Here is a 25,453-nt window from a genome sequence, read left to right on the forward strand (position 1 = left end):
GCCCCGTTGTAGAGCCGCGCCCATGAATCAACACGACGAAATCTATCTGATCGACCTGTGGCGCATCCTGCGCCGGGAATGGCGCTGGGCAGTGGCAGCGCTGGTGGTGGTGCTTGGCCTGACCTTCGCTTTTACACGCCTGGCAAAACCGCAATGGGAGGCCACCGCGTGGATCCAGGTTGGCGAAATCGGCCCGACCCCTGCTGGCCGCGACCCCAAGGTCGAACCGTTCCAGCGGGTGATCGATCGCATGAAAACGCGGCTGTTTCAGGATGCGGTGTTGCGTCGGGCGCAGGTGCCGCTCAATAGCCGCGCCGCGCAGCTGTATCGCGGTAGCCTGAAGCCGGACCCCGACCCGTACGCCAATCTGATCGGTGTGACTATCCGCGCGGAATCGGCGCAGCAAGCGCGCACGCTGGCCATGGCCACCGTGAGCCAACTGCAGACGCTGCACGGCGACACCCATGCAGCTGCGCTCGATCTTACGCGCGCCCGCCTGCAAGGCTTGAGCGAGGATCTGCGCGCGGCCACCACCAACCGCGAGCAGCTACAGCGGCAGTTGCAGGCCGGGCACGGGGCGTCTTCCGCCACGCCAACGCAGGTACTGGCGGGCGTGTTGCTCACCGACAGCAACACCACCATTCGCGCCTTGAAGAGCGAGCGCGACGACCTCGTTGCCCGCCTCACCGCGCGCTACACCTACCAGACCTCGCTGGCGTGGCCGCTGTACGTGCCCGACCGCCAGGCGTTTCCAAATGCGGTCACCGCCTGGGCGGCCGGCATGCTGGCCGGGGCGGGACTGGGCGTATTGGTCGCCGTGCTGCGCAATGCGGTGCGCCGTCGCGCGCGGACTCCTGCACACGCTGGTGCATGACGGTTGCCGTGGGCAACGGCGCATGCAGGGGGGATTGAGTTTGCGCAAGCAGCAGGCCCCAGGCGATACGAGAGCGAACGCCGGGCCGTATATCGCATGCGGCGTGTTGAGCCAATGCATGCCTGTTGGGCGTGATCGCCTGAGCCAGCTCGGCCAGCAGTCGCCACGCTGCAACCAAACCGGCAACACCGCGCACTCACGGGTCTATCAAGCGATGCCGCACCGGTGGCGTTGCGACCGGAGAGCGTGGTGAAAACAACAGGACGGGTCTGGAAGGCTGTGCATGTCGTCAATCAGTGAGCATGCGGCGCGGGGCGGCACGGTCGCGCCGGAGCAGCTGCTGGAAACGCAACGTGCGTTCGACAGCGTTGCTCCCGACTACGATGGTCCCCGCGGCAACAACGCGCTGATCCAGCGCATGCGCACCACGCTGTGGGACACGGTGGCGAGCGAGTTGCCGATAGGGTCGCGGCTGGTCGATCTGGGCTGCGGTACCGGCCTGGATGCTGGCGAATTCGCGCGCCGCGGATATTCCGTGCTGGCGACCGACTGGTCGCCGGCAATGGTCGAGCGTACCCGCCACCGCGCGGCCACGCACGGTCTGCAAGAACGCCTCACCACCGCGCATGTCGGCATCCAGCAACTCGATCGGCTGGAAGGCAGCTTCGATGGCATGTACTCCAACTTCGGCCCGCTCAATTGCGCGCCGGATCTGCCGGCCGTCGCCGCGCAATGCGCGCGCTTGCTGCGCCCGGACGGCTGCCTGGCGTTTTCGGTGATCGGGCGGATCTGTCCGTGGGAAATCGGCCATTACGCCTTGCGCGGGCGCTTCAGGCGCGCGGCGGTGCGTGCCGCCAAAGGGGCAATTGCGGTGGGCATGAACGGCCACACCATCTGGACCTGGTACCACCTGCCGCGCGAGTTCTACCGCGCATTCGAAGCGCATTTCGTGCTGGACAGCTACCGCGCCTTGAGCCTGTTCCTGCCGCCGCCGTATCTGGTGGAGTTTTGCGAACGCAATCCACGCCTGTCCGAGCGCCTGGGGCGCTGCGACGACCGGTGGGGCGGGCTGCCGCTGCTGCGCGACATGGGCGATCACTTTTTGATCGTGATGCGCAAGCGCTGAGTGGAGCGGTCGATGGCCATGGCCGATGTCTGCCTGCAAGGCGCACGCGCGATCACCCAGGCGGGTCCGTCGCGTGCCGCAGTGACGATCCGCGCGGGGCGCTTCGGCGGCACGCTCGGCACCGGCACCGTGCGCCTGGATCTGCAAGGGCATGTACTGGCGCCGGGCCTGATCAATGCGCACGAACATCTGCAGGTCAACTGCGTGCCACCGCTGCCGCAGGCCACGCCGTTCGCCAACAGCTATGCGTGGATCGAGTCATTTCAGGCGCATTTTCAGCACCCGGACGTGGCCGCCGCACTACGCGTGCCCAAGGCGGTACGGCTGCGCCATGGCGGTTTGAAGAACCTGTTGGCCGGCGTCACCTGCGTGGCCCAGCACGACCCATGGCATGCCACGCTGGACGAGGCGAATTTCCCGGTGAGCCTGCTGCGCGACTTCGGCTGGAGCTACGCATTGGGGTGGGCAGGCTATGGCCCGCCCGTACAAGGCAGCTTTGCCGCAACCCTGCCAGCGCATCCCTGGATGATCCATCTGGCCGAAGGCACCGATGCGGTGGCGCGTGCCGAGCTCGACGAACTCGACCGGCTCGGCTGCCTGGCCGCCAACACGGTGTTGATCCACGGCGTAGGCATGGGTGAGCACGATATCGAGCGGGTGATCGCGCGTGGCGCGGCCGTGGTGTGGTGTCCTTCCAGCAATCAGGCGCTGCTCGGCCGCACGCTCGATCCGTGGCGCTTGTGCATGGCCGGCCGACTGGCGCTGGGCAACGATTCGCGCATCAGCGGCGCGCGCGACCTGCTGGAAGAACTGCAGATCGCCAGCCAGAGCGGGTTGGCACCGGACCAATTGCTTGGCATGGTCACCGGTGACTGCGCGCGTATCCTGCGCATGGCAACGCGTGGGCGTATTGCGCCTGGAGCCACTGCAGATGTGTTGATCGTGCGCGACCGCGGTGGCGAGCCTGCCAGCAGCATCGTCGGTTGCACGCGCAGCGACTTGCGTGCGGTGATTCGCGATGGCAGGCCGCGCATCGCCGATCTGGATTTTGCGTCGTGGTTCGACGCGGCCGGCATCCGGACCGTGCCGGTGTTGCTGGACGGACGGCCCAAATTGCTCGATGCCACGCTGGCCGATCCGGCGGTGCTAGCGCTCGAGCCCGGTCTTAGAGCGTGTTATGTACGTTGAGGTGAGTGCGAAGCGTCCTGTGGCGCGTCGAGACAAGGCGTGCGCTGCGGCCCAGGCTGGCCGCCCGGGCAAGGCGCGCAACGCGGTCTCGGCGCGCCACAGGGCACTTCCCGGAGGGTTGGCCGTCAGCGGCACGGAGCGGGCGCCGCGCGGCTTGCCTTGGCGCCAGCCACGCCGGCGCCACGCAGCACCCGCTCCGCACCGCCGGCGCCCAACGCATCTCATCTCAACGTGCATAACACGCTCTAAGCGTTTAACGCGGGAGCAGCCGGCGCAGGCCACCGCGCAGGTGACCCATGCGCTGGCTGCCAACCGAGCGCTTTCGTGAGCGCAGTGCCGGTGCTCGAGCCCGCTGCTGCGTACGCACTGTGGGCGCAGGCGTATCCACCGCATGCGCACAACCCGGTGATGCTGGCCGAAGAGCGCGCCATGCTCGCATTGATGCCGTCCAGCCTGCAGGGCCAACACGTGCTGGACGCCGGCTGCGGCAGCGGCCGCTACATGCTGCACGCACTGCGCCGTGGCGCCCGGCAAGTGACCGGTGTCGACCTGTCGCCGCAGATGCTGCACCGTGCCGGTGCCGAGCTCGCACAGGACTGGCCGGCCGCACGCATCGTTTTGCAACAAGGCAGCCTGGATCAGTTGCCGTTGGCCGATACGGTGGCCGACCTGAGCGTGTGCGGTCTGGTGCTGGGGCACCTGCAACAGCTGTGGCCGGCGCTGGAAGAACTGCATCGCGTCACCCGCGTCGGCGGCATCGTGCTGTGCAGCGACGTCCACCCGATCGGCCACGCATTGGGCTGGCGGCGCGACTTCAAGGCCGATGGGCAGCACTACGCGGTCCGCCACACCCAGCATCTCTATAGCCACTGGCATTCGGCATGCACCGCACTCGGGTTCGCGATCCAAGCCGTGTCCGAGCCGATGCTGGACCCTGCGGATATCCCGGCCGGGGCGCGTTTCGACCAGATGGCGTTGCAGGTGCCGGTTGCGCTGGTGCTACGGCTGAGACGGATCGCGTGAGCAAGATCTTGCACACCGCAGCGGCTGTCTGTGCGTTGGGCGCTGCCGATCAGTGGCACGCTGCGGTCGCAGCGGCACACGGCAACGACGTGGCGTCGATCGCCATCCAGGGGCTGCCGGCCCTATGAACCTGCACGTCGCACACCTGAATCTGGTTCCCACGCCCGATGGCCTGAACGTGGAGCAGGTATTCGCGCATTGGCCAACGTTGGCAGATATCGCCGAAGCTGTCGCCAGTGCTGGCGTGCAGGTATCGGTGATCCAGGCCTCCGCCTTGAATACCCGACTGCGCCGCCAGGGCGTGGACTATCGCTTCGCCGATCTGCACCAGCGTGGCAGCGCAGTCCGCGCCCGGACGCTTGCCGCCTTGCTGCACGAGATCGATGCCGATGTGCTGCATGTGCATGGTCTGGAATTCGCCGGCGATGCGCGGCGTCTGGCGCGCCTGCTGCCGCAGCTGCCGATCCTGCTGCAGGATCATGCCAACCGGCCGCCACGCTGGTGGGCCAGAAGCCTGTGGCGCGCACGCTATGCTGCCGCAGCCGGCATCGCGTTCACCTCGCTGGAACTGGCGCAGCCGTTCGTGCGCGCGCGCCTGTTTCGCCGCAGCACGCAGCTGTTTGCCATCCCCGAATCCAGCAGCCGCTTTACCCTTGGCGACCGATTGCAGGCGCGCGAGCAGACCCGCGTGCACGGCGACCCCTGTGTGGTGTGGATCGGCCATTTCAGTCCAGCCAAGGACCCGCTCTGTGTACTCGATGCGGTGGCCACCGCTGCGCGTCTGTTGCCCGGTCTGCGGTTATGGTGCGTGTTCGACCAGGCGCCACTGCTGGCGCAGGTGCAGCAGCGCCTGCGCGCCGACCCGCAGCTGGCCAGATGCGTGCACTTGCTCGGCAAGGTCGGGCACGCACACGTGCAGGAGCTGCTGCGTGCGGCGGACGTCTTCGTTTCTGCCAGCCATGCAGAAAGTTGCGGTTATGCCGCACTGGAAGCCTATGCCTGCGGGTGCCTGCCGCTGCTGACGGCCATTCCGTCGTTTCGTGCGCTCAGCGATGACGGCGCAGTGGGCGAGTTATGGCCGATTGGCGATGCATCGGCACTGTCGGAACTGTTGTTGCGCGTCAGCCGGCAACGTCCCTCGCGTGCACAGGTGCGTGCCCATTTCGAGGCGCGCCTGTCGTTTGCCGCAGTGGGCCGGCGCTGGGCGCAGGCGTATACGCAACTACGCACGACCCCGCCGGAGCGCACCGCATGAAGCTGGCATTGGTGGTGCCGGGTGGTGTGGATCGTAGCGGGGAAGTGCGGGTGATTCCGGTATTCCTTACCTTGATCGAGTGGCTGGCACGCAACCATGACGTGCACGTGTTCGTGCTGCATCAAGAGCCGCAACCAGGCATCTGGCGCCTGCGCGGTGCCACGGTGCATAACATCGGCGCGCGTCGCACGCGGCTGCGCGCCATCGCCGCCATCTGCGATGAGCACAGGCGCGCACCATTCGCTGTGATTCAGGCGATTTTTTCCGGCTATTGCAGTTTGATCGCGGTGATCGCCGCCACGCTGTTGCGCCGTCCCAGCATGGTGCATATCGCCGGTGGCGAGCTGGTCGCCTTGCACCGCATCGATTATGGCGGCCGCCGCAAATGGCGCGGGCGTTTGCGCGAGGCGGTGATCCTGCGGCTTGCCGATCAGGTAACGGCTGCCAGCGCGCCCATTATCGATTCGCTGCAGGCGCTGGGCATCGCTGCGCAACGCGTGCCGCTAGGCGTGGATCTGCGCGCCTGGCCGCCTGTAGCGCCGCGCGCCCGCACCGGGCCGACCGCGCGCCTGCTGCATGTGGCAAGCCTCAATCCGGTCAAGGATCAGACCACCTTGTTGCAGGCAATGCGCGCACTCAAGCGCGCCGGCGTTGCCTTCACCCTGGACATGGTGGGCGTCGACACACTGGGCGGTGCCATGCAGCGCCTGGTGCAGCAGCTCGGCTTGCAGCGACAGGTACGTTTTCTCGGCTTCAAGACCCAGCGCGAGTTGCGGCCGATCATGCTGTCGGCCGATCTGCTGGTGCTGTCCTCGCTGCACGAAGCCGGGCCGCTCGTGCTGCTGGAAGCTGCCGTTGCAGGGGTTCCTACGGTGGGAACTGCGGTCGGGCATCTGGTCGAGTGGGCCCCCGTCTGCGCATTGGCGGTGCCGCCGGGCGACTGGGCCGGAATGGCAGAGGCCATCCGCCAGGTCCTCGCCGACGACGAACTGCGCTTGCGTCTTGCCTGGGCGGCGCAGTGCCGCGCCGTCCGCGAAGATGCTGCACTGACCACGCGCCTGTTCGAGCAGTCGTATCGCCAGTTGTGCGATCAGCGACCAATGCGGCGAGTGCGCTGACGCGCGTGGCAACGCAGCGAGTTGTTCGCAGCGCCCTTGCGCTCACCGTTTGAAGGCTGCCGGTGGCGCCTGCGGAACCCTCACGTACTGGCTCGCGCCGGCTGCAGATAGCCGTCCAGTGCCGCACGCACCACGTACAACATGTCCGTGCGCGGCACCGGTCTGGTCAGGCGCGTCACCAGGCGGCGTGCCTGGGTGTGGCGCACCCACGGCTGATCCTGCAGCCATAACTGTGTCTGCAGCATGTCCGCGCGCTCCTTGCGGCTTTCTGCCGAAGGCACCACACGGCTGTGCAGATACCGCCGCGCTTCGCCCAACGAGCGCGACCATTCGATGCCAGGCAGCGCCGACAGCCACAGGTTCGAGCACGATGCGGCGGTGAGCGTTTGCCGGGCTGCACGCATGCGCAGCAGCGCAGGACAGTCAGCATGCAGGCGCGCCATCACGGCAGGCGGCACCAGTGCGCGGTAATAGCGCTGCAGCAACAGCAGTGGCGGCAACGCCCACCATGGGGGCATGGCGCTGTCTTCCCACAATTGCTCCCAATCGCGCGGGCCCATGCGCGTTGCCAGCAAGGCAAGATCATGCAGATGCATCAGGCGAATGGTGCGGTGGCAGATGCCGCCGGCCGCATGCAGCAGCAAATGACACATCAACGCACCGACCGATGGATAAGGGTTCAAGCCCGGTTGCGGGCGCTCTGGCCGGATTCGTGCAGTGATCTCCACGCTGCTCACTGGCAGACGTTCCTGGATGCGCGTGTGTAGCTCGATATTGATCGGCGCATCGCGGTGTTCGCCCAGCCCGGCCACTGCCTCGCCCTGCTGCGGCTTGAATACCTGATGCTTCCACTGCTCGAAGGAGGCGACATAGCCCAGTTCGCACAACAGCGCCGCCGCTGCAGGTGCGTCGTCGGGTTCCACCAGCAAATCGATATCGGCCATTGGTCGGTCGCCAGGCAGATACACCCCCAGCCGATGCAATGCGGTCCCTTTCAATCCCACCAGCGCGACGCCGGCACTGCGCGCAGCGGCATCGATGCGTGTCAGCAGCAGCGCGATATGCCGATGGCGGTCTTCGACATGGTTGCGCTGTTCGCTCAGGAAGGCATTCCATTCGGCGTTCTTCCACAACGAGCGGCGCTGCAACAATGGCGAAACGCCGTGCGCGGCCGCCGCCGCTGCCGCCAGCTGCCACTGCAGCCGGTCCCACTGCGGCAATGCATCGCCCGGCTGGGCCAGTTCCAGAGCCAGCCGTTCGGTCGCCGTCTGCAGGCGGTGCTTGATGGTGCGAAGGGAAGGCTGCATGCGCGTGGTCCGGTCAGGCAAGGTGTCGAAGGGACGGTGTGGGAACGAGCGAGCGCTAGCCCACCAGGACGGTGCTCAGTTGCCGTGGCTGACGCGCAGCACGGGGGGGCATCGGCTCGCTGCGGTGCTGGGTTTCACTGGCGATCAAGGCAGACCAGCGTGCTTCCAGTTGGTCCGATGCCTGCGCGAACGCATCGGCTGTCATCGCAGCACGCGCCTGTTGCAGGTCGACCTGCGTGTGCAGCAGATCGCGGACGGCGCGATAGAACCCGGAGTCGTACGCGCCACGGAACATCATCGCCAGGTCGTCGCTATCCTGCCAATGGGTCTTGCTGCCCAGCTGAGTCTTCACTTCTTCGTAGAACTTGGTGCCGGGCAGGGGATACGACACACTGACACCGATGATGTCCGGATTGGCCTGCGTCACCAGTGCGCGCGTGGCCAGGATGTCCTCGAGTTCCTCGCCCAGATAGCCCAGCTGGATGAAGAAGCCCACGCGAATGCCCTGCGTTCCCAGGCGCTCACGCGCGGCGATGACCTCGCCGACCTGGGTGCCCTTGGTCATCTTGTCAAGAATGCGCTGGCTGCCGCTTTCCGCACCGATCCAGGCCTCCACGCAACCGGCGCGCGCCAGCGCTGCGGCCATGCGTTCGCTGGCAAGGTCGGCGCGGGTCTGGATGCTGAATGGAACCGCGCCGTCGGCATCGCGCAATTGCTGCGCAAAGGTCTCCACCCAATCGATATGAAAGCCGAAGATGTCGTCGGCCATCCAGATATGGTCGGGCCGATACCTGCGTTTGAGGTGAATCATTTCTGCGGCCACCTCTTCGGCGCCTCGGCGCTTGTAGTGATTGCCCCAGATCGGCTTGGCGCACCAGTTGCAACGGAACGGGCAACCGCGCGAGGCTGCCATGTTCAAGCTGAAATGGCCATGCCGTTGTTGCCAGAAGCGCCGGTAGCGCGGCATGTCGACCAGGTCCCATGCCGGCAGGCCGCTCAGGCGTGCGTCCGGTGGTTGCGCGCCGGGATGTACGCGCATCGCCGTAGGCTGGCTGGTGGCGATTTGCGCAACCCCTGACAGCCAGTGTTCGGTGGTGACGTCCGGCTTCGCTTCGATGCGCTCGAGCAAGGAGATCAACGGGGCGATGCCTTCGCCGATCAACACCGCATGCGCGCCTGCGGCCAGGAATGCATCCGGATTGTCGGAGGCATCCGAGCCGGCCACCAGCACGCGGCAGCCGGCGGCGCGGGCCTGCCCGATCATGCGGCAGGCGGCCTCGCGCATCCGGCTCAGGCACATCTTGGTGAGGAAGTTGAAGTTGTCTTCGTAGAACACCACCAGAGCCGGCTGCGCAGCGCACAGTGCAGCGGTGTAGTCCTCCACATCGTCGGCCAGCATCGCATCGAACAGGCTCACTGCATGCCCACGTTCGCGCAGCAGCGCTGCGACCTGCAGCGTCGCCAACGGTGGATAGGGCTTGCCGCGCTCCCATTGCTTGGGGTCGTAACGCAGGAAATACGAATGACTGACCTGGATCTTTACCATCTGCACAAGGCTCTCGTTCTCTCGCCAGGTGGGCGCAGCAGCGGCGTGCGCAGACACCGGCATTCGGCTCGGCAGTAGGTGCGCATGCAGGCGGCTTTGGTTGCGCCGCGTCGCATGCGGACACGGCTTGGGCGATGCAACCTTTCTGTGGAAAAGCAGCACACATCGGCTGATTCAGCGCATCGGATGAAGGCATGCCGCAGTCGGCTGCATGGGTGGAAGACACGCCGCTGAGCGATGGCTCCGCCGCCATCGCAACAGGGGCCGCAGTGGCGGCAGATCCGTTCGGCGAGCATCGCCCGAGGTGCTGGGGCGTGCGCCGGCAGATTCTCGGTGCGCTGTTCCATTTCCAGAGCGATAGCCAAGCACTGCTGGCGCTTGTCGATGCCGCCTACGCTGGGTTGCCCGCGCATCGGTTGCCGGGCGCTCCGGAATTTCATGTCACGCTGGACCTGCTGCCGCGTGCGCCGGGCCGCACCGATGCAGAGCCGCCACCTGTGCGTACGCACGCCAGCGGCGGCCTGCTGTGCGGCATCATGGATGCCTGCAATTACCTGATGCTGTCGGTGCCGCAGCGCCGCGCGATGCTGGTGGTATCCGAGGACATGCTTGCCCACGCGTATCACGTGCGTTACGAACTGATCGAATTCGCCGTGTTCCTGCTGGCTGCGCGTGGGCTTGGGCTGGTGCCGTTGCATGGCGCGTGTGTGGGTCGACGCGGACGCAGCGTGTTACTGCTTGGCGCTAGCGGTGCGGGCAAATCGACCGTGGCCTTGCACAGCCTGTTGCATGGCCTGGACTTTGTCGCCGAAGACGGTGTCTTTGTGGCGCCCAATAGCCTGCTCACCACCGGCGTGGCCAATTTCCTGCACCTGCGTGCCGAAACGCTGGGCCTGGTCGACCCGCCCACGCGCGCGTGGATCAGCGCATCGCCGGTGATCCGGCGCCGCAGCGGCGTGGAAAAATTCGAGGTCGATCTCCGCCATCGCCACGCGCATCTCGCACCCAAGCCCATGCAGTTGCGTGCGGTCGTGATGGTGTCCAGGTCGCCGGCCATCGCATCGGCACCGCACCTGGTCGCGGTGCCTGGCGAGCAAATCGCCGCCTACCTGGCCCAGGATCAACCGTACGCCGCCGGTCAGCCCGGCTGGCAGCGCTTTGTCGAACAGGTGCAGCGCATCGGCATGTTCACCTTGCACCGTGGCACGCATCCGCAGGCCTCGGTGGATGCGCTGCTGCAGCTGTTGCAATGAGGGGTTGTATGCAAGCGTCCCTGGACGCCACCGGCCCGCAGACCCTCGTCGCGCGCTGGCGCCTGCATGTTGCGCACGGATGAGCGGCCGGCGATGACAGCCGGCCAGCGCATGCGCGCTGCATTGCACCGGTTCGCGAGCACTCTGGTGCCGACAGACATGCCGACGATTGCACTTTACGTCGGGTTATCGCTGGCTGCCGCGTTGGCCGGCAGCGTGGTGGCGGTGTGCCTGCTGCCGCTGGTGCAACCAGGCCACAGCGTGCAACTGGCGGGCTATCGTCTGGCCTTGCCGGGCGGGCTGGCGATGCAGGCGGGCGTGTTCATTGCAGTGAGCCTGCTGTTTGCCGCGCTGCGCTGGCAGAGCGCACGGCTGGCCGCGCAGCTGACCAGCCGCTATGCCATCGGTCTGCGCGGACGCGTGCATGCGGCGTTGATCGATGCGCCATTGCCGGCCTTGTCCGGGGCCAGCTCGGCAGAAATCGCCAACGTGCTCACGTATAACATCGAGATCGCCACGCAAGGCTTCAGCGCTGTGCTGCAGCTGCTGGTCGCGGCCATCACTGCGCTGGTGAGCGTGTGCATCGCGGGCCTGATCGCACCTGGGCTGTTGATCACCACCCCATTGCTGGCGGTGCTGGCATGGTTGGGTCTGCGCTTTTCCCGCAGTCACGCACACGCACGCATCAGCCGCGCGTATGTGGCGGACATGACGCGGCTGTTCTGGCTGAGCGAAGATTTCCCGCGTCGCTTGCGCCACGTACGCTCGTTTCAGCGCGAAGATCTCGAAACCCGCCGTTACGAGCGCATTTCGGCGCGACTGGGGCACGGGTATGCGCAGCAGCAAGCACTGGTTGCCGGCAGCCGCCTGCTGCTGGAACTCATCGCGGTGGTCGCTATCGCCGGCATCCTGGTACTGGCCAATCGATGGCAGGGGGGCGATCGTGCTGCCCTGATCGCCGTCAGTCTGTTGCTCGGCCGTCTGTTGCCGTACCTGGTCACCACGCGGCAGAGCATTCAGCAATTGCGTTCGGCGTGGCCGGCGCTGCAGCTGTGGCGCCGCTATGTCGACCTGGGCGCTGCGCGTGTGCACGTTCCGGAAGAAATGGCCGAACCATTGCCGGCTGCGCTGCATATCGAACACATCGGGCTGGCGCTGCCGCTGCCCCAACTCGCGATCGAATCGATATTGCTGGTGCCAGGTCAGATGACCCTGGTGGTCGGTGCCTCCGGCGTGGGCAAGAGCAGTCTGATGGATGTGCTCTCCGGTCAGGCGCCGCCGGCGCAGTTCGTGGCGCACATGGGCGGACGTCGGCTGACATTCTCGGCATATCGACATCTGGTGCGGCACAGCGCCTACATCGGCCAGGGCGTGCGGCCGTGGCAGCACACAGTGCGCGAATGCCTGCAGTGGGCGTTGCCGGGTGCCTCTGACGCTCGCATGTGTGAGGCGCTTGTAGATGTCGGCATGTGTGCACGGCTGCAGCGCGACGCGCAAGGTCTGGACACGCCGATTCATGCGCAGGGCGGGCGCCTGTCCGGCGGCGAGTTGCAACGCTTGCTGCTGGCGCAGGTATTGCTGCGTCGGCCGACGCTGGCCGTCCTGGATGAAGCAACCAGCGCCCTGGATGCCGATGCCGAACATCGGGTGCTGAGCACCCTGCGCGCGCGCCTACCGCAGAGCGCGCTGGTCGTGGTGTCGCATCGCACTAGCCTGGCCGCGGTGGCAGACCGCACGGTGACACTGGGCAGCGCACCTCTTGAACCGGGGCATGCCGGCACGGCGGAACTGGCGGCGAAGCTCGGCGCGCGATGACGCGTCATCGGCTGGCAACCGGTCGGGGGATCAACCAGGGGCGGGGGCGGTGCAGCGGCCTGTGGCGATAGAGAGGTGGCGGATCAGATCCGCCGGCTGATCATTGATCCGCTATCGCTGACAGAACCGAGACCGTTGTCGGGCACGCACCGACGTGCGCTAAACCACACGCAGCACGATGGCTTACACGTCTGGCCTTCCGCAGGCGTTTCATCATCCGTACTCACCTGCAATGTCTTCCAGTGCACGATTGCGCGTGCGTGGGCCGAACACCGCAATCACGCTCGCCACGATCGACATGCTGAGCGCGATGAAGGCCAGCACGCCATGGCTGCCAACCTGCGTCAGCAACCAGCCGATCAGCACGCTGCTCACTGCCGTGGAGAGGCGACTGAAGGAATAGCAAAAGCCCACTGCACGTGCACGTAAGCCGGTCGGGAACAGCTCCGCTTGATAGCCGTGATAGGCAAAGCTCATCCACGCGTTGCAGAACGCGACCATCGCCCCGCACAGCACCATGCCGACGGCGTGATGCTGCACCGCGAACAGCCCACCGAACAGAACAGCGCCCAGCGCCGACGCGGTGATCTGCCATTTGTTTTCCCAGCGCTGCGCAAAACGCAGCAACAGCAATGGCGCCAGCGGGTAGGCCAACGAGATCGCAAACGAATACGCCAGGCTCTTGGTCACCCCGGCTCCGGTGCCCTGCGCCGAGATCAGCGCAGGCAACCAGTTACCGAAGCCGAAGAAGCCGATCGCCTGAAACACATGGAAGACCACCAACATGCCGATGCGCCCGCGATACGGCGCACGCCACAGCGGCGCGCTCAGCATCACGCTGGCCTGCGTGGCTGTGGCCGCCTGCGGCGCGGGCAATGGCGCACCCACATCGCGCGTGCAGCGCGCCTCCAGTTCGGTCAGCACGGCATCGGCTTCTGCGTGCCGGCCGTGCGCGGCCAGCCAGCGCGCCGATTCCGGCAAGCGGCTGCGCAGCCACCAGATCGCCAGCGCAAACGCGCCGCTGAGCAACACCACCCAGCGCCAGCCGCTCACCCCCAGCGGCGCAGACGGCACCAACATCCATGCGGTCAGCGCGACCGTCGGTACCGCCAGAAATTGCACGAAAAATGCAAATGCAAACGCCGCACTGCGCATGTGCCGCGGTACCAGTTCGGATAGATACGTATCGATGGTGACCAGTTCGATTCCCAACCCGATGCCGACCACAAAGCGCAGCACGATGACACCGCTGGCAGTGCTCTGCAGACCCATCGCCACGGTCGCAGCGGTGTACCAGATCAAGGCGAAGGTAAACACCGGGCGACGCCCGAACCGGTCGGCAAACGGGCTCAATAGCGCGGCGCCGACAAACAACCCAAGGAAGGTGGCCGCCGCAAATGCGGCTTGATCGGACATGCCGAACGCGCCGTCGGCGCCGTTGGCAAAAATGCCGTCGCCAATCAGCCCGGGGCTGATGTATGCGGTCTGGAACAGGTCGTACAACTCGAAGAACCCGCCCAGCGCCAGCAACCCCACCAACCGCCACAGTGTGGCGCTGGCTGGCAACCGATCGATCCGGGCGGCGATCTGCGCAGAAGACGAGGGCTGTTCGGGGCGCGCTGAAGCACTCGCAGACATGGGAAGACAGGGGCAGACGGGACCGCGTCATCATAGCCAGCGTCCAGATGCCGCAGCGGGCACGCTTCGTCGCGCGGTCGATGCGTTCGTCTGTGATGAGCGGACACTGGGCATTCAAGGTGCGCCCAACTGAGCAAGGACCAGCGCTCTTCACCGCAGCCGCAACCGCACCGCCCTCGCCAACAGCAAGCGCAACAATACGGGTATCGCGAGTCGGTCAGCCCGTGCGCCCAATGCGTTGTCCGACTGCTGGAATGCTGTAATCCCTCACGGCACCCAACACGCCGCTGGCAATGCCGCCGGGCCAGCCCCATCTCTGGCATATCACTCTTCCCGGAGTCATCCGATGACCCCCATTTCCGTGCTCGACCTGGCGCCGGTCTGCGAAGGCAGCGACACCACCCACGCCTTCGCCAACATGCTCGATCTGGCCCAGCACGCCGAGCGTTGGGGCTATCAGCGCTACTGGCTGGCCGAACACCACAACATGCCAGGCATCGCCAGCGCTGCCACCGCCGTGCTGATCGGTCACGTCGCCGGCGGCACCAAGGCCATTCGCGTGGGTGCCGGCGGCATCATGTTGCCCAACCACGCGCCGCTGCAGGTGGCCGAACAATTCGGCACGCTGGCATCGCTCTATCCGCAGCGTATCGACCTGGGCCTGGGCCGCGCGCCGGGCACCGATCAGCCCACCGCCCGCGCATTGCGCCGCTATTTCGACAGCGCCGATCACTTTCCGCAGGACGTGGCCGAATTGATGCGCTATTTCGCGCCGGCGGTGCCGGGGCAGCTGGTACAGGCCGTGCCCGGCGCCGGGCTGGAGGTGCCGGTGTGGCTGTTGGGATCGAGCCTGTTCAGCGCACGCCTTGCCGCCGCGATGGGCTTGTCGTTCGCGTTCGCCTCGCATTTCGCGCCGGACGCGATGGACGAAGCGGTGGCGATCTATCGCCGCGAATTCCGCCCGTCCGCACAGCTCGCCAAGCCGCACGTGATGCTGGCCCTGAATGTGGTGGCGGCCGAGACGCAAGCGCAGGCACGGCGTCTGTTCACTACCCAGCAGCAAAGCTTCGTCAATCTGCGTCGCGGCAAGCCGGGCAAGATCCCGCCGCCCATCGACGATATCGACAGCTTCTGGCAACCGCATGAGCGTGTCGGGGTGGAGCGTGCACTGGCCTGCACGGTGCTCGGCGATGCCGAGCAGATTGCGCGCGGCGTGGCCGAGTTCATCGAGCGCCACACGCCCGACGAGCTGTTGTTCACCGCCAACATCTACGACCACGCCGCGCGTCTGCGCTCCTTCGAAATCGCCGCTGCCGCGTGCCGCGAGCTGGACGTGACCTTGGTGTGATTCACGTCGCTTTGCGCAGCGATCCGCTGTGATGCGTGCACATCCATCAGGAAAACCAGCATGCAATTTCAAGAACGCAGCGAGAGCATCAAGCAGTTGGCCGAATTGATTCGCGGGGTGGACATCGCGATGTTCACCACCGTCTCGGCCGACGGCAAATTGGTGAGCCGCCCGCTGGGGACGCAGGAAGTCGAGTTCGATGGCGACCTGTGGTTCGCCACCGCCGCCGACAGCCCGAAAGTAGCCGAAATCGCCGCCGATCCGCGCGTCAACGTGGCTTATGCGTCGGCGTCGAAGAACACCTATGTCTCGGTGGCCGGCACTGCACGCGTGGTCCACGACCGGGCCAAGATCGACGAGCTGTGGTCGCCGGCGATGAAGGTGTTTTTCCCGGCCGGCAAGGACGATGCGAACCTGCGTTTGATCCACGTGCGTGCCGAATCGGCCGAATACTGGGACGGCCCCAGCGGGTTGCTCGGCAAGGCGCTGTATTTCGTGATGACGGCGGTCACCGACGATACCGGCAGCCTGTCGGACAACCGCGTGGTCGATCTGAAGTAACCGCGTCGCAAGCGACGCGCCGGACGCGCTGCGCTCAGCGCCATGCGTCCGGCCACCAATCGCGAATCAGATCCACCAGCTGGTCGGAGGTGACGCCGAACACGGCCACCGAGATCAGCGCAGCTGCCCAGCCCACCAGCATGAGCGCGCCGTCGCGCTCGAGCAGGGCCAGCGCGAACAGCAGCAGGATCAAGCCGAAAATATAGTTGGTGAAGGGGATCGGCAGCGTCAGCAAGATGCCGACCAACACCAATAGCAAGCCGGTGAGTAGTTGCGCCGGCATCCCATCCAGCATGCCGTGCAACCGCGGTTTGAGCAGGCGATCCAGGCGTTGCAGCGTCGGTCCCAGTTTGGCCACGAAGCGCTGACTGGTCCGACGGCGCGGCCCACGTTCGCCGATGAAGCGCGGTACCCACGGCTTGCGCAGGCAGCACATCATCTGCAGCCCGATCAGTATCGTCAGTGGTCCGCTGATGCCACCGGCGACGCCGGGAATCGGAATGAACGAGGGCAGGATCGCAAGAAACAGGAACACGCCGAAGGCGCTTTGCTGCAGGTCGGCCAAGATCTCGCGAACGCGCAACACCTGGTCCGGATCACCTTCGCTGAAGGCTGCCAGCAGGCTGCGGATGCCTTCGTTGCGGTAGCGCATCTGCTCGTTGGCATCATCGCGCGGCGCACTGCCGTCACCCGACGATGTCATCGCTGTCCTCGTCGCCCACCCGGCTCAGCAGCAACTTGTCCACGCGCGCACCGTCCAGGTCGACGATCTCGATGCGCCAGCCGGCCCAATCGAAGAATTCGCCGGCCTGTGGAATGCGCCCGAAATAGTAAATGCACAGGCCCGCAAGCGTGTGGTAGTCGCCTTCGTCGGCGTCGGGCAATTCGGCACCGAGCACTTCGCGCAATTCTTCCACCGGCAGCGATCCATCGATCAGCAGCGAACCGTCCGCGCGCGTGACCACCAACGCGTCTTCGTCGGTATTTTCCACCGCCTGCAGACGGCCGACCACCGCGCCCATCAGGTCGCTGATGGTCACCAAGCCACGGATTTCGCCGTATTCGTCGACAACCAGCGCCATCGACTGCTGTTCTTCGCGAAAGATTTCCAGCAGCTTCATCGCATGCGTGGATTCGGATACGAACAAGGTGTCGCGCAGCGCCTGGAACAGGTGCGCGCCGTGGCCGTCCATGCGCGTGACCAGCGATTTGACTTCCAGCACGCCGGCGATGTCCTGGTCGCTGCCGCGGTATACCGGGTAGCGCGAAAATTCGTGCTCGCGCATGATCTGCAGATTGCGTTCCGGCTCGGCGTTGGCGTCCAGCCAGGCGATGCGGTTGCGCGGGGTCATCAGGCTGTCGGCGGTACGATCGCCCAGCCGCATCACCCGATTCATCATGTCGCGCTCGTGCGCGTCGATCACCCCGGCCTCGTGGCTTTCGGCCACCAGCATGCGGATCTCTTCTTCGGTGACCGAGGCCGACTCGTCCTTGCCCATGCCCAACATGCGCAGGACCAAGCGAGTGGAGCGCGCCAGCACCCACACCCCGGGCGCGGCGATCTTGGCCAGCCAGGCCATCGGCACTGCGACAACGCCTGCGATGTCTTCGGAATTGCGCAGCGCCAGCCGTTTGGGCACCAGCTCGCCGAAGATCAGCGTCAGGAACGTGATCAGCGCCACCGCCAGGGTGCTGCCGATGACCACCGAATACGGGCGCGGCTTGCCGACCAGTTCGAACGTGCCCGCCAGGGCCGGGAACACACCCTGCAGCCAGCTGGCAATGGCTTCGCCGATCGCTTCGCCGCCGAACACGCCAGTCAGGATGCCGATCAGGGTGATGCCGATCTGGACCGTGGACAGGAAGTTTTCCGGGCTTTCGGCCAAGGCCAGGGCCCGCGCGGCGCGCTTGCTGGAACCGGCCATCTGCTTCAGGCGGCTCTTGCGCGAGGTCATCAACGACATCTCAGACATGGCGAAGAAGCCGTTCAGCACGATCAGGGCGATGACGATCAAAAACTCAACCACGGGCGTCTTCCCCGGTCAGTGAAGGGGAGGGCGGGGGAGCACTGGAGCTACCGGCGGGCGCACGGGCCGGGCGGCAACACGGGGGGATAGGGTCGTCTTCCATAGGGTGCGCCCGAGGGCGCGGTGGCATGGTAGCAAACCACAGGGTGGTTCGAGCCGGGAAATGTCGATGTGAAGGCCGCTCCCGGCGCGAGATACCCAGAGAGGTCATGGAACGGTCATAATTCGCGTCTGGCGCCGTCTCTCCCTCGACGGCAGGAAGTTGTCCACCCATGTTCTCGTTGCAGACCATCTTCGGTTCCGGCAAGCAGTTCTATGCGCTTCTGAACGAAGCGGCGCAGGCCGCCTACGACAGCACCAAGGCGTTGCACGCCATGATGCGCGAGTCCGACCGCCAACCCGCGCTGGACGCCTTCAAGCTGGCCCGCCTGCGCGAACGCGCCGCCTCCGACAAGATCGGCCAGGCGCTGGTGGACAGCTTCATGACCCCGATCGAGCGCGAAGACATCGAAGCGCTGGGCTCGGCGCTGTACAAGATTCCCAAGCAGGTCGAGAAATTCGCCGACCGCTATTCGCTGGCCACCAAGCACCTGGAACACATCGACTTCGCCCCGCGCGCCGCGATGCTGGAGCAGGCCGCCGGTGTGGTCGTCGAGATGGTGGCCGACCTGCCGGACATGAACATCGACCGCATGACCGCGCTCAACGACAAGCTGCGCATGCTCGAAAACGAAGCCGACCGGCTGATGCTGGAGCTGTACCGCGACATCTATTCCGGCCGCCTGGACACGTTGCAGATGTTCCTGCTCAAGGAGTTCTTCGAGATTCTGGAAAAGGCCATCGACCGCTGCCGCGAGGCCGGTGTGGTGGTCTACCAGATCGTGCTGAAGAACAGCTGAGGTCGCCGCGTGCTTACCTTAGTTCTGGTGGTGATCCTGGCCGCGTTGGTGTTCGAGTTCATCAACGGCTTCCACGACACCGCCAACTCCATCGCCACCGTGGTTGCCACCAAGGTGCTCTCGCCCGGTTGGGCGGTGATGCTGGCAGCCGGCATGAACCTGATCGGCGCGCTGACCGGCACCGCCGTGGCGCTGACGATTGCTTCTGGCCTGCTCAACACCAACGTGGTCGAGGTCACCCCGCAGGTGATTTTGTGCGCGCTGCTGGGCGGCATCATCTGGAACCTGATCACCTGGTGGAAGGGCCTGCCGTCGTCGTCCTCGCATGCCTTGATCGGCGGCCTGTGCGGCGCCGGTCTGGCCGCGGCGCACAACGACTGGGACGCGCTGATCTGGTCGGAAAACATCGGCAACTGGGCCAAGAACAAGGGCCTGTTGTGGAAGGTGTTCGTCCCGATGATCACCTCGCCGATCGCCGGTTTCGTGCTCGGTATCGTGGTGATGGTGCTGCTGTGGGCGATCATTGCCGGCATGTCCAAGATAGGCGGCCCGATCGGGCGGCTGGCGCGGCCGCGCTGGGTCAATGCGTTCTTCGGCAAGGCGCAGATCGCCTCGGCCGCATACATGGGCTACGCGCACGGCCACAACGACGCGCAGAAGACCATGGGCATCATCGCCATGACCCTGATCGGCGCGCAGTCGGCCGGCGCGCTGGACGACCTGCCGAGCTGGTTGTCGTTCCTGCATCCGGGCACCGGCCTTGCGGCCGGCGCCGGTATCCCGATGTGGATCGTGCTCACCTGCGCGGTGGTGATGGCTGCAGGTACCGCGTCGGGCGGTTGGAAGATCATCAAGACGCTCGGCCACAAGATGGTCAAGCTGCATCCCATCCACGGCTTTGCCGCAGAAACCAGCTCGGCGACGGTGCTCACCGTGGCGGCGCATTTCGGCATGCCGGTGTCCACCACGCACAGCATTTCCACCGCCATCATGGGGGTGGGTTTCGCCAAGAATCCGCGTTCGCTGCGGCTGGGCGTGATCGAGCGCATCGTCTGGGCCTGGATCCTGACCATCCCGGCTGCTGGCGGCGTGGCGTACCTGATCCTGACGCTGTTCGAGCTGTTGGGCTGGACCTGAGCGGTGCCGCGGTGCGGTCACGCACCGTTGGCAGACTGCGATGCCCTTGCCGTATGGACCTGTTTCCGGCAGGTTGCCCGCATGCCATGAGTGAGACCCTTTCTCGATGATGCTTGCCCTGGTGTGCGTGTTGTTCGGGTTTGCCTGGTTGATCGACCGACGCGGATTGCGGCGGTTTTCCCGCGTGTTGGGCCTGGCCAGCTTGCTGCTGGTGTTCGCGGTGGGGTGCGGTCCGTTGCCCTCCTGGATGCTGCAACACCTGCAACGCACCGGGGTCAACGATTTCAACGCGTGGGGCGCGCGCAACGTCATCGTGCTGCTGGGTGCCGGCACCGTGCGCCCGGAAGGCCGCGACGCGGTGGCCGAAGCCAACCTGTTCGCCTATGGCCGCATCGTCGAATCGGCGCGGCTGTATTGGCAATGCCGGCACAGCGGTGGCGATTGCAAGATCGAGATCAGCGGCGGCGATGCACGCGGCCTGGGCCTGTCCGAAGCGGTGGTCTATCAGCGTGTGCTGCTGGGCCTGGGCATTCCGCGGGCAGATCTGATCATGGAGCCGTCGAGCATGAACACCTGGCAGAACGCGCAGTTCAGCCAGCCCTTGCTGCGCGACTACCGGCCCGATCGCATTGCGTTGGTGTCCTCGGCCACGCATCTGCGTCGGGCCGAACTGTATTTCCGCCACTTCGGCATCGATGCCACACCCGTGCGCGCCGACTGGCTGACTGCCACGTGGTCGATCCTGCCGCAGAGCTACAACTTCACCCTGGCCGATGTGGCCCTGCACGAATACCTGGGCATTGCCCGCTATCAAGTCTACCAGTGGTTGGGGTGGAACGTGCAGGCGACCGCCCCTGGCGCGGTCTGAGCGCGGCACGACGCGGCTGATCCATCGCCGAGCGTCCACACGCCCGGCGATGCGAGCAATCAGCGCGTTTCGTACATCGCCTCGACGTCGTTACGGAACGCGGCCTGGCTGTCGGCACGGTTGTAGAACATGTGGCCGCCCGGATATTCGCGCACCTGCACGCGTTTGCTGTCGCTGCCCATGGCCGGCATCTGGTCCACCGTCAGGACCGAACCCATGAACGGGCAGGAGAGGTCGTTCCAGCCGTGCGCGATCAACACGCGCAACTTCGGATCGATCGCCACCGATTGACGCAGCTGGGTCACTGCGCCCTTGCGAAGCTCGTCGTTCCAGTCCCAGAGCTTGTTGACGTCGTAGTTGAGCGCGCGATACTGCGCATCGATCTTCCAGCCGACCACGCGGGTCACGAAGTCCACCATTGCGGTGGTGGTGGGCGCAATGATGCTGTCCAGCAGCGGGTCGTTGGCGCGTTGTTCGGCATCGTTGGGAAACGGGTCGAAGGCGGTCACGTTGGAGTCGTAACGGCTGCCCAATTCGCCCTTGTCGCGAAACACCTCGCGCAGATAGGCCTGGGTTTCCAGGCGCCCGCCGGAGCGTCGCACATACGCCGGGTCCAGCCCGGTCATGCGGGTGACCTGCTGCAGCATCGCTTCGGTAGCCTGCGGGTCGGTGCGTCCTTTCATCAGCGCCACCGCGTAATCGCTGCGGGTGTAGTCGATCACCTGGCGCATCGCGCTGTCGCTGAGCTGGCCCTGGCGCTCCAGGTGCGCAGCAGCGATCGAGGGAAGCGTCAGCATCCATGCCAGGGGCGACACATCGCCGTTGTCGTCCAGGGTCGGGTTGAGGTACGGCGACACCAGCACCACGCCGTTCATCGCCACGCCCAGCTGCGTCTGCAGGTAGTGGGTGATGCGCGGGCCGCGGAATCCGCCATAGCTTTCCCCGACCAGATATTTGCGCGCCTGCAGGCGGCGGTTTTTGAGCAGCCAGTCGTAGATCACCCGAGAGAGATATTCCACGTCCGCCTGCGGGTTGTAGAACTGCTTCTTGGCATCGTCGTCGCCGATCAGCGCGCGGCTGAAGCCGGTGCCCACCGGGTCGATGAAGACCAGGTCGGTGAAGTCCAGCCACGTGCCCGGGTTGTCGCGCAGTGTGGCCGGTGCCGACGCACTGTCGCCTTCGGCGCCGAAACCGACGATCTTCGGCCCGATCGCGCCCATGTTGAGATACACCGATGCGGCGCCCGGCCCACCGTTCAATGCGAAGGTCACCGGGCGGTTCTTGCCATCGACGGTGTAGGCGGTGAATACCACCTCGCCCATGGTCTTGCCCTGCGCATCGCGTACCGGCAGCGTGCCGACCGTGGCGGTATAGCTCAGGCTACGGCCAGCCACGCGCGTGTTCTGACGCACGCTGGCGTCGGCCGGCAATGGCGCCTGTTTGGCGGCGGCATCGGATTTGGCGTCGCTTTGCGCATCGCTTTTATCGGCTTTGTCTGGCGCTTCGGCCAGCGCCGTCCCGCTGAGTAGCACACAGGCCAGCAGGCCGGCGCGGAGAAAGAAGGGCATGGGCATCGATGTGGAAGCAGGGGAGTGCCGATGCTAGGCCCCGGCAGCACTCGGTGGATGTGCACAAAGGCATATGTGTCGCGTCGACCGATGTGGCTTGCCTGGCTTGGAGCAGTATGTGCCGCAGCAGGCAGCCGTCTGACTCAAGGGGAAAGGTTTGCGCAGTCCGCTGAAACAAGCATCGACATCAAAGAAAATCGATAACACGCCCTTCTCCCATCGGGACATTGTCCTGCTTTATGGGGGGAGAGGTGCCCCCGCAGGGGCGGATGAGGGTACGGGCGAAGCTCTCGCAATGTTCGATTGCACGAGGCTTCGCCTGTACCCTCCCCCCAACCCCCGCTCCGCGCCCCGGCCCGCGCTCGCAGCGCGGGCGCTCCAAGGCACGCGCGCCAGTGGCGCGCAACCCGTGCCTTCTCGCCCCCGGCGGGAGGGGGGCTTTCAAAGCTTCCGGGTTTTTAAACTTCCAGCGACGCCAGATCGCCCTTGGTTTCCAGCCACTGCTTGCGGTCGCTTGCGCGTTTTTTGGCCAGCAGCATGTCCATCAACGAACGCGTCTGCTCGCCGTCGTCGATGGTCAGCTGCACCAGCCGACGCGTGTCCGGGTGGATGGTGGATTCGCGCAGCTGCTGCGGATTCATTTCGCCCAGGCCCTTGAAGCGGGTGACGCTGATCTGGCCCTTCATCTTCTCGCGCGCGATCTTGTCCAGCAGCGTGGTCTTTTCTTCTTCATCCAGCGCGTAGAACACCTGCTTGCCCACGTCCACGCGGAACAGCGGCGGCATCGCCACGAACACATGGCCGGCGGCCACCAATTCGGGGAAATGCTGCAGGAACAGCGCCGTCAGCAGCGTGGCGATATGCAGGCCGTCGGAGTCGGCGTCGGCCAGGATCACCACCTTGCCGTAGCGCAGCCCGGTGATGTCGTCCTTGCCCGGGTCGCAGCCGATCGCGATCGCCAGGTTATGCACTTCTTCGGAGGCCAGCACGCTGCCGGAAGCCACTTCCCAGGTATTGAGGATCTTGCCACGCAGCGGCAGGATCGCCTGGAAGTCCTTGTCGCGCGCCTGCTTGGCCGAGCCGCCGGCCGAATCGCCTTCGACCAGGAACAATTCGGTGCGCGACAGGTCCTGGCTGATGCAATCGGCCAACTTGCCGGGCAGGGCCGGGCCCTGGGTGACCTTCTTGCGGACGATCTGCTTCTCGGTCTTCAACCGTGCGCTGGCGCGATCGATGGCGATCTGCGCGATCTTCTCGCCGATCTCCACGTTCTGGTTGAGATACAGGCTGAAGGCATCGTGTGCGGCGCCTTCGATGAAACCGGCGGCCTGGCGCGAAGACAGGCGTTCCTTGGTCTGCCCGGAAAATTGCGGATCGGTCATCTTCAGGCTGAGCACGAAGGTGACCCGGTCCCACACGTCTTCCGGCGCCAGCTTGACGCCGCGCGGCAGCAGATTGCGGAAATCGCAGAACTCACGCAGCGCATCGGTCAGGCCCGAACGCAGGCCATTGACGTGGGTGCCGTGCTGCGCGGTGGGGATCAGGTTGACGTAGCTTTCCTGCACCAGCTCGCCTTCCGGCACCCAGGCCGCGGCCCAGTCGACGATTTCGGTGTCTTTTTTCAGGCTGCCGACGAACAGGTCGGCCGGCAGCAGTTCGTGCTCGGCCATCTCACCTTTCAGGTAATCGCGCAGGCCGTTCTCGAAATACCAGCTGTCCTGCTCGCCGGTTGCCTCGTCGTGCAATTTGACGGTCAGGCCGGGGCACAGCACCGCCTTGGCGCGCAGCAGGTGCCGCAACGCACGCACATTGAATTTGGGCGTATCGAAATACTTGGGGTCGGCCCAGAAGCGCAGCCGCGTGCCGGTATTTTTCTTGCCGACGGTGCCCACCACTTCCAGCTTGGACGCAGCGTTGCCATCGCGAAACTCCATGCGGTGCTCGCTGCCTTCGCGCTTGATGAACAGCTCGACCTTGGTCGACAGCGCATTGACCACGCTCACGCCCACGCCGTGCAAGCCACCGGAGAAGGTGTAGTTGCGGTTGCTGAACTTGCCGCCGGCATGCAGCCGGGTCAGGATCAGTTCCACACCCGGAATCTTTTCTTCCGGATGGATGTCCACCGGCATGCCGCGGCCGTCGTCGGACACTTCGCAGCTACCATCCTTGTACAGCGTGACTTCGACCTGCTTGGCGTGGCCGGCCAGCGCCTCGTCGACCGAGTTGTCGATCACTTCCTGCGCCAGATGGTTCGGGCGCGCAGTGTCGGTATACATGCCGGGGCGGCGTTTGACCGGGTCCAGGCCCGACAGCACTTCAATATCGGCGGCGTTATAACGGGTGTTCATGCATCTCGTTGGCACGTGAAACGACGCGCAAGTGTGGGGGCTGAGCCGATTTTTTGCACGCGACCGGCGTTCAGTGGGTGGCCGGGCAGCATTGGCTACCCTGGCGTTGGTTTCGAAATCAAACGTCCCCACCTGAGGATGTCACCGAAGCCAAAGAGGACGCCATGAAGTTCAAGCACATCCTGATGCTCACCCTCGGTGCGGCCGCAGTGGCAGCGCTTCCCGCCATGGCCCAGGCCGCTCCGCAGCAGACCGGACAGGGCGCCGCCGCTCAAAAGACCGACGACGCGAAGGCCAAGACCGAAGCCGAGCGCAAGGCCGAACGCCGCGCCGCCGCTGCCGCGCAGAAGCCCAAGGCCGATAGCGCCCCGCGCGAGGAAGAGGAAGAAGAAAAGCCTGCACGCTGATCGCGCGGCCTAGCCGCCGGATCTTAACGACGCCCCGGCATTGCCGGGGCGTTTACTTTTGGAACATGTCAGACCACTCAGCAGTCGCCCTGCCGGTTGTAGCCGATGCCGGAAGTGGCATGTGACGCGCGTGCTTCCGGTTCCTGC

The 25,453-nt window shown here is 65.6% G+C and carries 22 protein-coding genes; 15 read left to right on the forward strand and 7 right to left on the reverse strand.

Features of this window, described 5'->3' with window-relative positions; genetic code table 11:
• The first annotated feature begins 22 nt into the window (after positions 1 to 22).
• From AMD14_RS09095 to AMD14_RS09120, 7 genes are all read left to right on the forward strand, one after another.
• On the forward strand, positions 23 to 874 hold the full coding sequence (locus AMD14_RS09095; RefSeq protein WP_015463074.1) for a Wzz/FepE/Etk N-terminal domain-containing protein: 852 nt from the start codon (positions 23 to 25) through the stop codon (positions 872 to 874).
• Between the two features lie 283 nt (positions 875 to 1,157).
• Positions 1,158 to 2,000: a class I SAM-dependent methyltransferase gene (locus tag AMD14_RS09100; protein ID WP_011051091.1), complete on the forward strand. Its 843-nt coding sequence runs from the start codon at positions 1,158 to 1,160 to the stop codon at positions 1,998 to 2,000.
• A gap of 12 nt (positions 2,001 to 2,012) precedes the next feature.
• Positions 2,013 to 3,188 carry an amidohydrolase family protein gene (locus tag AMD14_RS09105; RefSeq protein WP_015472187.1) on the forward strand — a complete coding sequence of 392 codons (1,176 nt, stop codon included), beginning with the start codon at positions 2,013 to 2,015 and terminating at the stop codon, positions 3,186 to 3,188.
• A 324-nt stretch (positions 3,189 to 3,512) separates the two neighbouring features.
• On the forward strand, positions 3,513 to 4,211 hold the full coding sequence (locus AMD14_RS09110; RefSeq protein ID WP_005924265.1) for a class I SAM-dependent methyltransferase: 699 nt from the start codon (positions 3,513 to 3,515) through the stop codon (positions 4,209 to 4,211).
• Positions 4,208 to 4,339 carry a hypothetical protein gene (locus AMD14_RS25485; RefSeq protein WP_255601772.1) on the forward strand — a complete coding sequence of 44 codons (132 nt, stop codon included), beginning with the start codon at positions 4,208 to 4,210 and terminating at the stop codon, positions 4,337 to 4,339. The genes AMD14_RS09110 and AMD14_RS25485 overlap by 4 nt, the downstream gene beginning before the upstream one ends.
• Positions 4,336 to 5,466, forward strand: coding sequence for a glycosyltransferase family 4 protein (locus tag AMD14_RS09115; protein ID WP_011051093.1), 1,131 nt, complete (start codon positions 4,336 to 4,338; stop codon positions 5,464 to 5,466). Before AMD14_RS25485 ends, AMD14_RS09115 begins: the two co-directional genes overlap by 4 nt.
• Positions 5,463 to 6,584, forward strand: coding sequence for a glycosyltransferase family 4 protein (locus AMD14_RS09120; protein WP_015463076.1), 1,122 nt, complete (start codon positions 5,463 to 5,465; stop codon positions 6,582 to 6,584). The genes AMD14_RS09115 and AMD14_RS09120 overlap by 4 nt, the downstream gene beginning before the upstream one ends.
• 80 nt (positions 6,585 to 6,664) lie before the next feature.
• Here AMD14_RS09120 and AMD14_RS09125 read toward each other — a convergent pair whose 3' ends face one another.
• Positions 6,665 to 7,891, reverse strand: coding sequence for a nucleotidyltransferase family protein (locus AMD14_RS09125; protein ID WP_015463077.1), 1,227 nt, complete (start codon positions 7,889 to 7,891; stop codon positions 6,665 to 6,667).
• 55 nt (positions 7,892 to 7,946) lie between these two features.
• A complete protein-coding gene (locus AMD14_RS09130; protein WP_015463078.1) occupies positions 7,947 to 9,500 on the reverse strand; it encodes a B12-binding domain-containing radical SAM protein in 1,554 nt (517 codons plus the stop codon).
• A gap of 131 nt (positions 9,501 to 9,631) precedes the next feature.
• Here AMD14_RS09130 and AMD14_RS09135 point away from each other — a divergent pair, with 131 nt between their 5' ends.
• Together AMD14_RS09135 and AMD14_RS09140 are read left to right on the forward strand one after the other, a co-directional pair.
• Complete coding sequence (locus AMD14_RS09135) at positions 9,632 to 10,690, forward strand: phosphoenolpyruvate carboxykinase (ATP) (RefSeq protein ID WP_011051097.1); 1,059 nt, start codon at positions 9,632 to 9,634, stop codon at positions 10,688 to 10,690.
• 93 nt (positions 10,691 to 10,783) lie between these two features.
• Entirely contained in the window at positions 10,784 to 12,505 is a 1,722-nt protein-coding gene (locus AMD14_RS09140; RefSeq protein WP_015463079.1) for an ATP-binding cassette domain-containing protein, read from the forward strand.
• A 213-nt stretch (positions 12,506 to 12,718) separates the two neighbouring features.
• On the opposite strand, the gene AMD14_RS09145 is transcribed toward AMD14_RS09140, so the two are convergent.
• Positions 12,719 to 14,143 carry an MFS transporter gene (locus AMD14_RS09145; protein WP_011051099.1) on the reverse strand — a complete coding sequence of 475 codons (1,425 nt, stop codon included), beginning with the start codon at positions 14,141 to 14,143 and terminating at the stop codon, positions 12,719 to 12,721.
• 346 nt (positions 14,144 to 14,489) lie between these two features.
• On the opposite strand from AMD14_RS09145, the gene AMD14_RS09150 reads away from it, so the two are divergent.
• Together AMD14_RS09150 and AMD14_RS09155 are read left to right on the forward strand one after the other, a co-directional pair.
• Positions 14,490 to 15,491, forward strand: coding sequence for an LLM class flavin-dependent oxidoreductase (locus tag AMD14_RS09150; RefSeq protein ID WP_011051100.1), 1,002 nt, complete (start codon positions 14,490 to 14,492; stop codon positions 15,489 to 15,491).
• Positions 15,492 to 15,551: 60 nt separating this feature from the next.
• Positions 15,552 to 16,052 carry a pyridoxamine 5'-phosphate oxidase family protein gene (locus AMD14_RS09155; protein WP_003481803.1) on the forward strand — a complete coding sequence of 167 codons (501 nt, stop codon included), beginning with the start codon at positions 15,552 to 15,554 and terminating at the stop codon, positions 16,050 to 16,052.
• Between the two features lie 34 nt (positions 16,053 to 16,086).
• On the opposite strand, the gene AMD14_RS09160 is transcribed toward AMD14_RS09155, so the two are convergent.
• Both AMD14_RS09160 and AMD14_RS09165 read right to left on the reverse strand, forming a co-directional pair.
• Entirely contained in the window at positions 16,087 to 16,755 is a 669-nt protein-coding gene (locus tag AMD14_RS09160) for an exopolysaccharide biosynthesis protein (RefSeq protein ID WP_003481805.1), read from the reverse strand.
• Complete coding sequence (locus AMD14_RS09165) at positions 16,739 to 18,079, reverse strand: hemolysin family protein (RefSeq protein WP_011051102.1); 1,341 nt, start codon at positions 18,077 to 18,079, stop codon at positions 16,739 to 16,741. The genes AMD14_RS09160 and AMD14_RS09165 overlap by 17 nt, the downstream gene beginning before the upstream one ends.
• Positions 18,080 to 18,351: 272 nt before the next feature.
• Here AMD14_RS09165 and AMD14_RS09170 point away from each other — a divergent pair, with 272 nt between their 5' ends.
• The 3 genes from AMD14_RS09170 to AMD14_RS09180 all read left to right on the forward strand — a co-directional run bounded on the left by AMD14_RS09170 (position 18,352) and on the right by AMD14_RS09180 (position 20,983).
• Positions 18,352 to 18,978, forward strand: coding sequence for a DUF47 domain-containing protein (locus AMD14_RS09170; RefSeq protein WP_003481809.1), 627 nt, complete (start codon positions 18,352 to 18,354; stop codon positions 18,976 to 18,978).
• 9 nt (positions 18,979 to 18,987) lie between these two features.
• Positions 18,988 to 20,115, forward strand: coding sequence for an inorganic phosphate transporter (locus AMD14_RS09175; RefSeq protein ID WP_005919584.1), 1,128 nt, complete (start codon positions 18,988 to 18,990; stop codon positions 20,113 to 20,115).
• A 106-nt stretch (positions 20,116 to 20,221) separates the two neighbouring features.
• Positions 20,222 to 20,983 carry a YdcF family protein gene (locus AMD14_RS09180; protein WP_003481813.1) on the forward strand — a complete coding sequence of 254 codons (762 nt, stop codon included), beginning with the start codon at positions 20,222 to 20,224 and terminating at the stop codon, positions 20,981 to 20,983.
• A gap of 59 nt (positions 20,984 to 21,042) precedes the next feature.
• Here the strand turns inward: AMD14_RS09180 and AMD14_RS09185 are convergent, their stop codons facing one another.
• On the reverse strand, positions 21,043 to 22,551 hold the full coding sequence (locus AMD14_RS09185; RefSeq protein ID WP_011051103.1) for a S10 family peptidase: 1,509 nt from the start codon (positions 22,549 to 22,551) through the stop codon (positions 21,043 to 21,045).
• A gap of 458 nt (positions 22,552 to 23,009) precedes the next feature.
• Positions 23,010 to 24,899, reverse strand: a complete 1,890-nt coding sequence (gene parE / locus AMD14_RS09190; RefSeq protein ID WP_045714568.1) for a DNA topoisomerase IV subunit B — start codon at positions 24,897 to 24,899, stop codon at positions 23,010 to 23,012.
• A 164-nt stretch (positions 24,900 to 25,063) separates the two neighbouring features.
• On the opposite strand from parE, the gene AMD14_RS09195 reads away from it, so the two are divergent.
• Positions 25,064 to 25,306 (forward strand): hypothetical protein, encoded by a 243-nt coding sequence (locus tag AMD14_RS09195; RefSeq protein ID WP_003481819.1) that lies wholly within the window; start codon positions 25,064 to 25,066, stop codon positions 25,304 to 25,306.
• Positions 25,307 to 25,453 lie beyond the last annotated feature (147 nt).

It is taken from the genome of Xanthomonas citri pv. citri, from assembly GCF_000961215.1.
GTDB classification, from domain to species: domain Bacteria; phylum Pseudomonadota; class Gammaproteobacteria; order Xanthomonadales; family Xanthomonadaceae; genus Xanthomonas; species Xanthomonas cissicola.

Excerpts from the sequence above, each read along its gene's own strand:
- AMD14_RS09195 (WP_003481819.1), top strand. The coding sequence starts at position 25,064 with ATGAAGTTCAAGCACATCCTGATGCTCACCCTCGGTGCGGCCGCAGTG.
- AMD14_RS09095 (WP_015463074.1), top strand. The coding sequence starts at position 23 with ATGAATCAACACGACGAAATCTATCTGATCGACCTGTGGCGCATCCTG.
- AMD14_RS09135 (WP_011051097.1), top strand. The coding sequence starts at position 9,632 with ATGCCGCAGTCGGCTGCATGGGTGGAAGACACGCCGCTGAGCGATGGC.
- AMD14_RS09170 (WP_003481809.1), top strand. The coding sequence starts at position 18,352 with ATGTTCTCGTTGCAGACCATCTTCGGTTCCGGCAAGCAGTTCTATGCG.
- AMD14_RS09130 (WP_015463078.1), bottom strand. The coding sequence starts at position 9,500 with ATGCCGGTGTCTGCGCACGCCGCTGCTGCGCCCACCTGGCGAGAGAAC.
- AMD14_RS09150 (WP_011051100.1), top strand. The coding sequence starts at position 14,490 with ATGACCCCCATTTCCGTGCTCGACCTGGCGCCGGTCTGCGAAGGCAGC.
- AMD14_RS09185 (WP_011051103.1), bottom strand. The coding sequence starts at position 22,551 with ATGCCCTTCTTTCTCCGCGCCGGCCTGCTGGCCTGTGTGCTACTCAGC.
- AMD14_RS09180 (WP_003481813.1), top strand. The coding sequence starts at position 20,222 with ATGATGCTTGCCCTGGTGTGCGTGTTGTTCGGGTTTGCCTGGTTGATC.
- AMD14_RS09120 (WP_015463076.1), top strand. The coding sequence starts at position 5,463 with ATGAAGCTGGCATTGGTGGTGCCGGGTGGTGTGGATCGTAGCGGGGAA.
- AMD14_RS09125 (WP_015463077.1), bottom strand. The coding sequence starts at position 7,891 with ATGCAGCCTTCCCTTCGCACCATCAAGCACCGCCTGCAGACGGCGACC.
- AMD14_RS09100 (WP_011051091.1), top strand. The coding sequence starts at position 1,158 with ATGTCGTCAATCAGTGAGCATGCGGCGCGGGGCGGCACGGTCGCGCCG.
- AMD14_RS09140 (WP_015463079.1), top strand. The coding sequence starts at position 10,784 with ATGACAGCCGGCCAGCGCATGCGCGCTGCATTGCACCGGTTCGCGAGC.
- AMD14_RS09155 (WP_003481803.1), top strand. The coding sequence starts at position 15,552 with ATGCAATTTCAAGAACGCAGCGAGAGCATCAAGCAGTTGGCCGAATTG.
- AMD14_RS09145 (WP_011051099.1), bottom strand. The coding sequence starts at position 14,143 with ATGTCTGCGAGTGCTTCAGCGCGCCCCGAACAGCCCTCGTCTTCTGCG.
- AMD14_RS09160 (WP_003481805.1), bottom strand. The coding sequence starts at position 16,755 with ATGACATCGTCGGGTGACGGCAGTGCGCCGCGCGATGATGCCAACGAG.
- parE (WP_045714568.1), bottom strand. The coding sequence starts at position 24,899 with ATGAACACCCGTTATAACGCCGCCGATATTGAAGTGCTGTCGGGCCTG.
- AMD14_RS09115 (WP_011051093.1), top strand. The coding sequence starts at position 4,336 with ATGAACCTGCACGTCGCACACCTGAATCTGGTTCCCACGCCCGATGGC.
- AMD14_RS09105 (WP_015472187.1), top strand. The coding sequence starts at position 2,013 with ATGGCCATGGCCGATGTCTGCCTGCAAGGCGCACGCGCGATCACCCAG.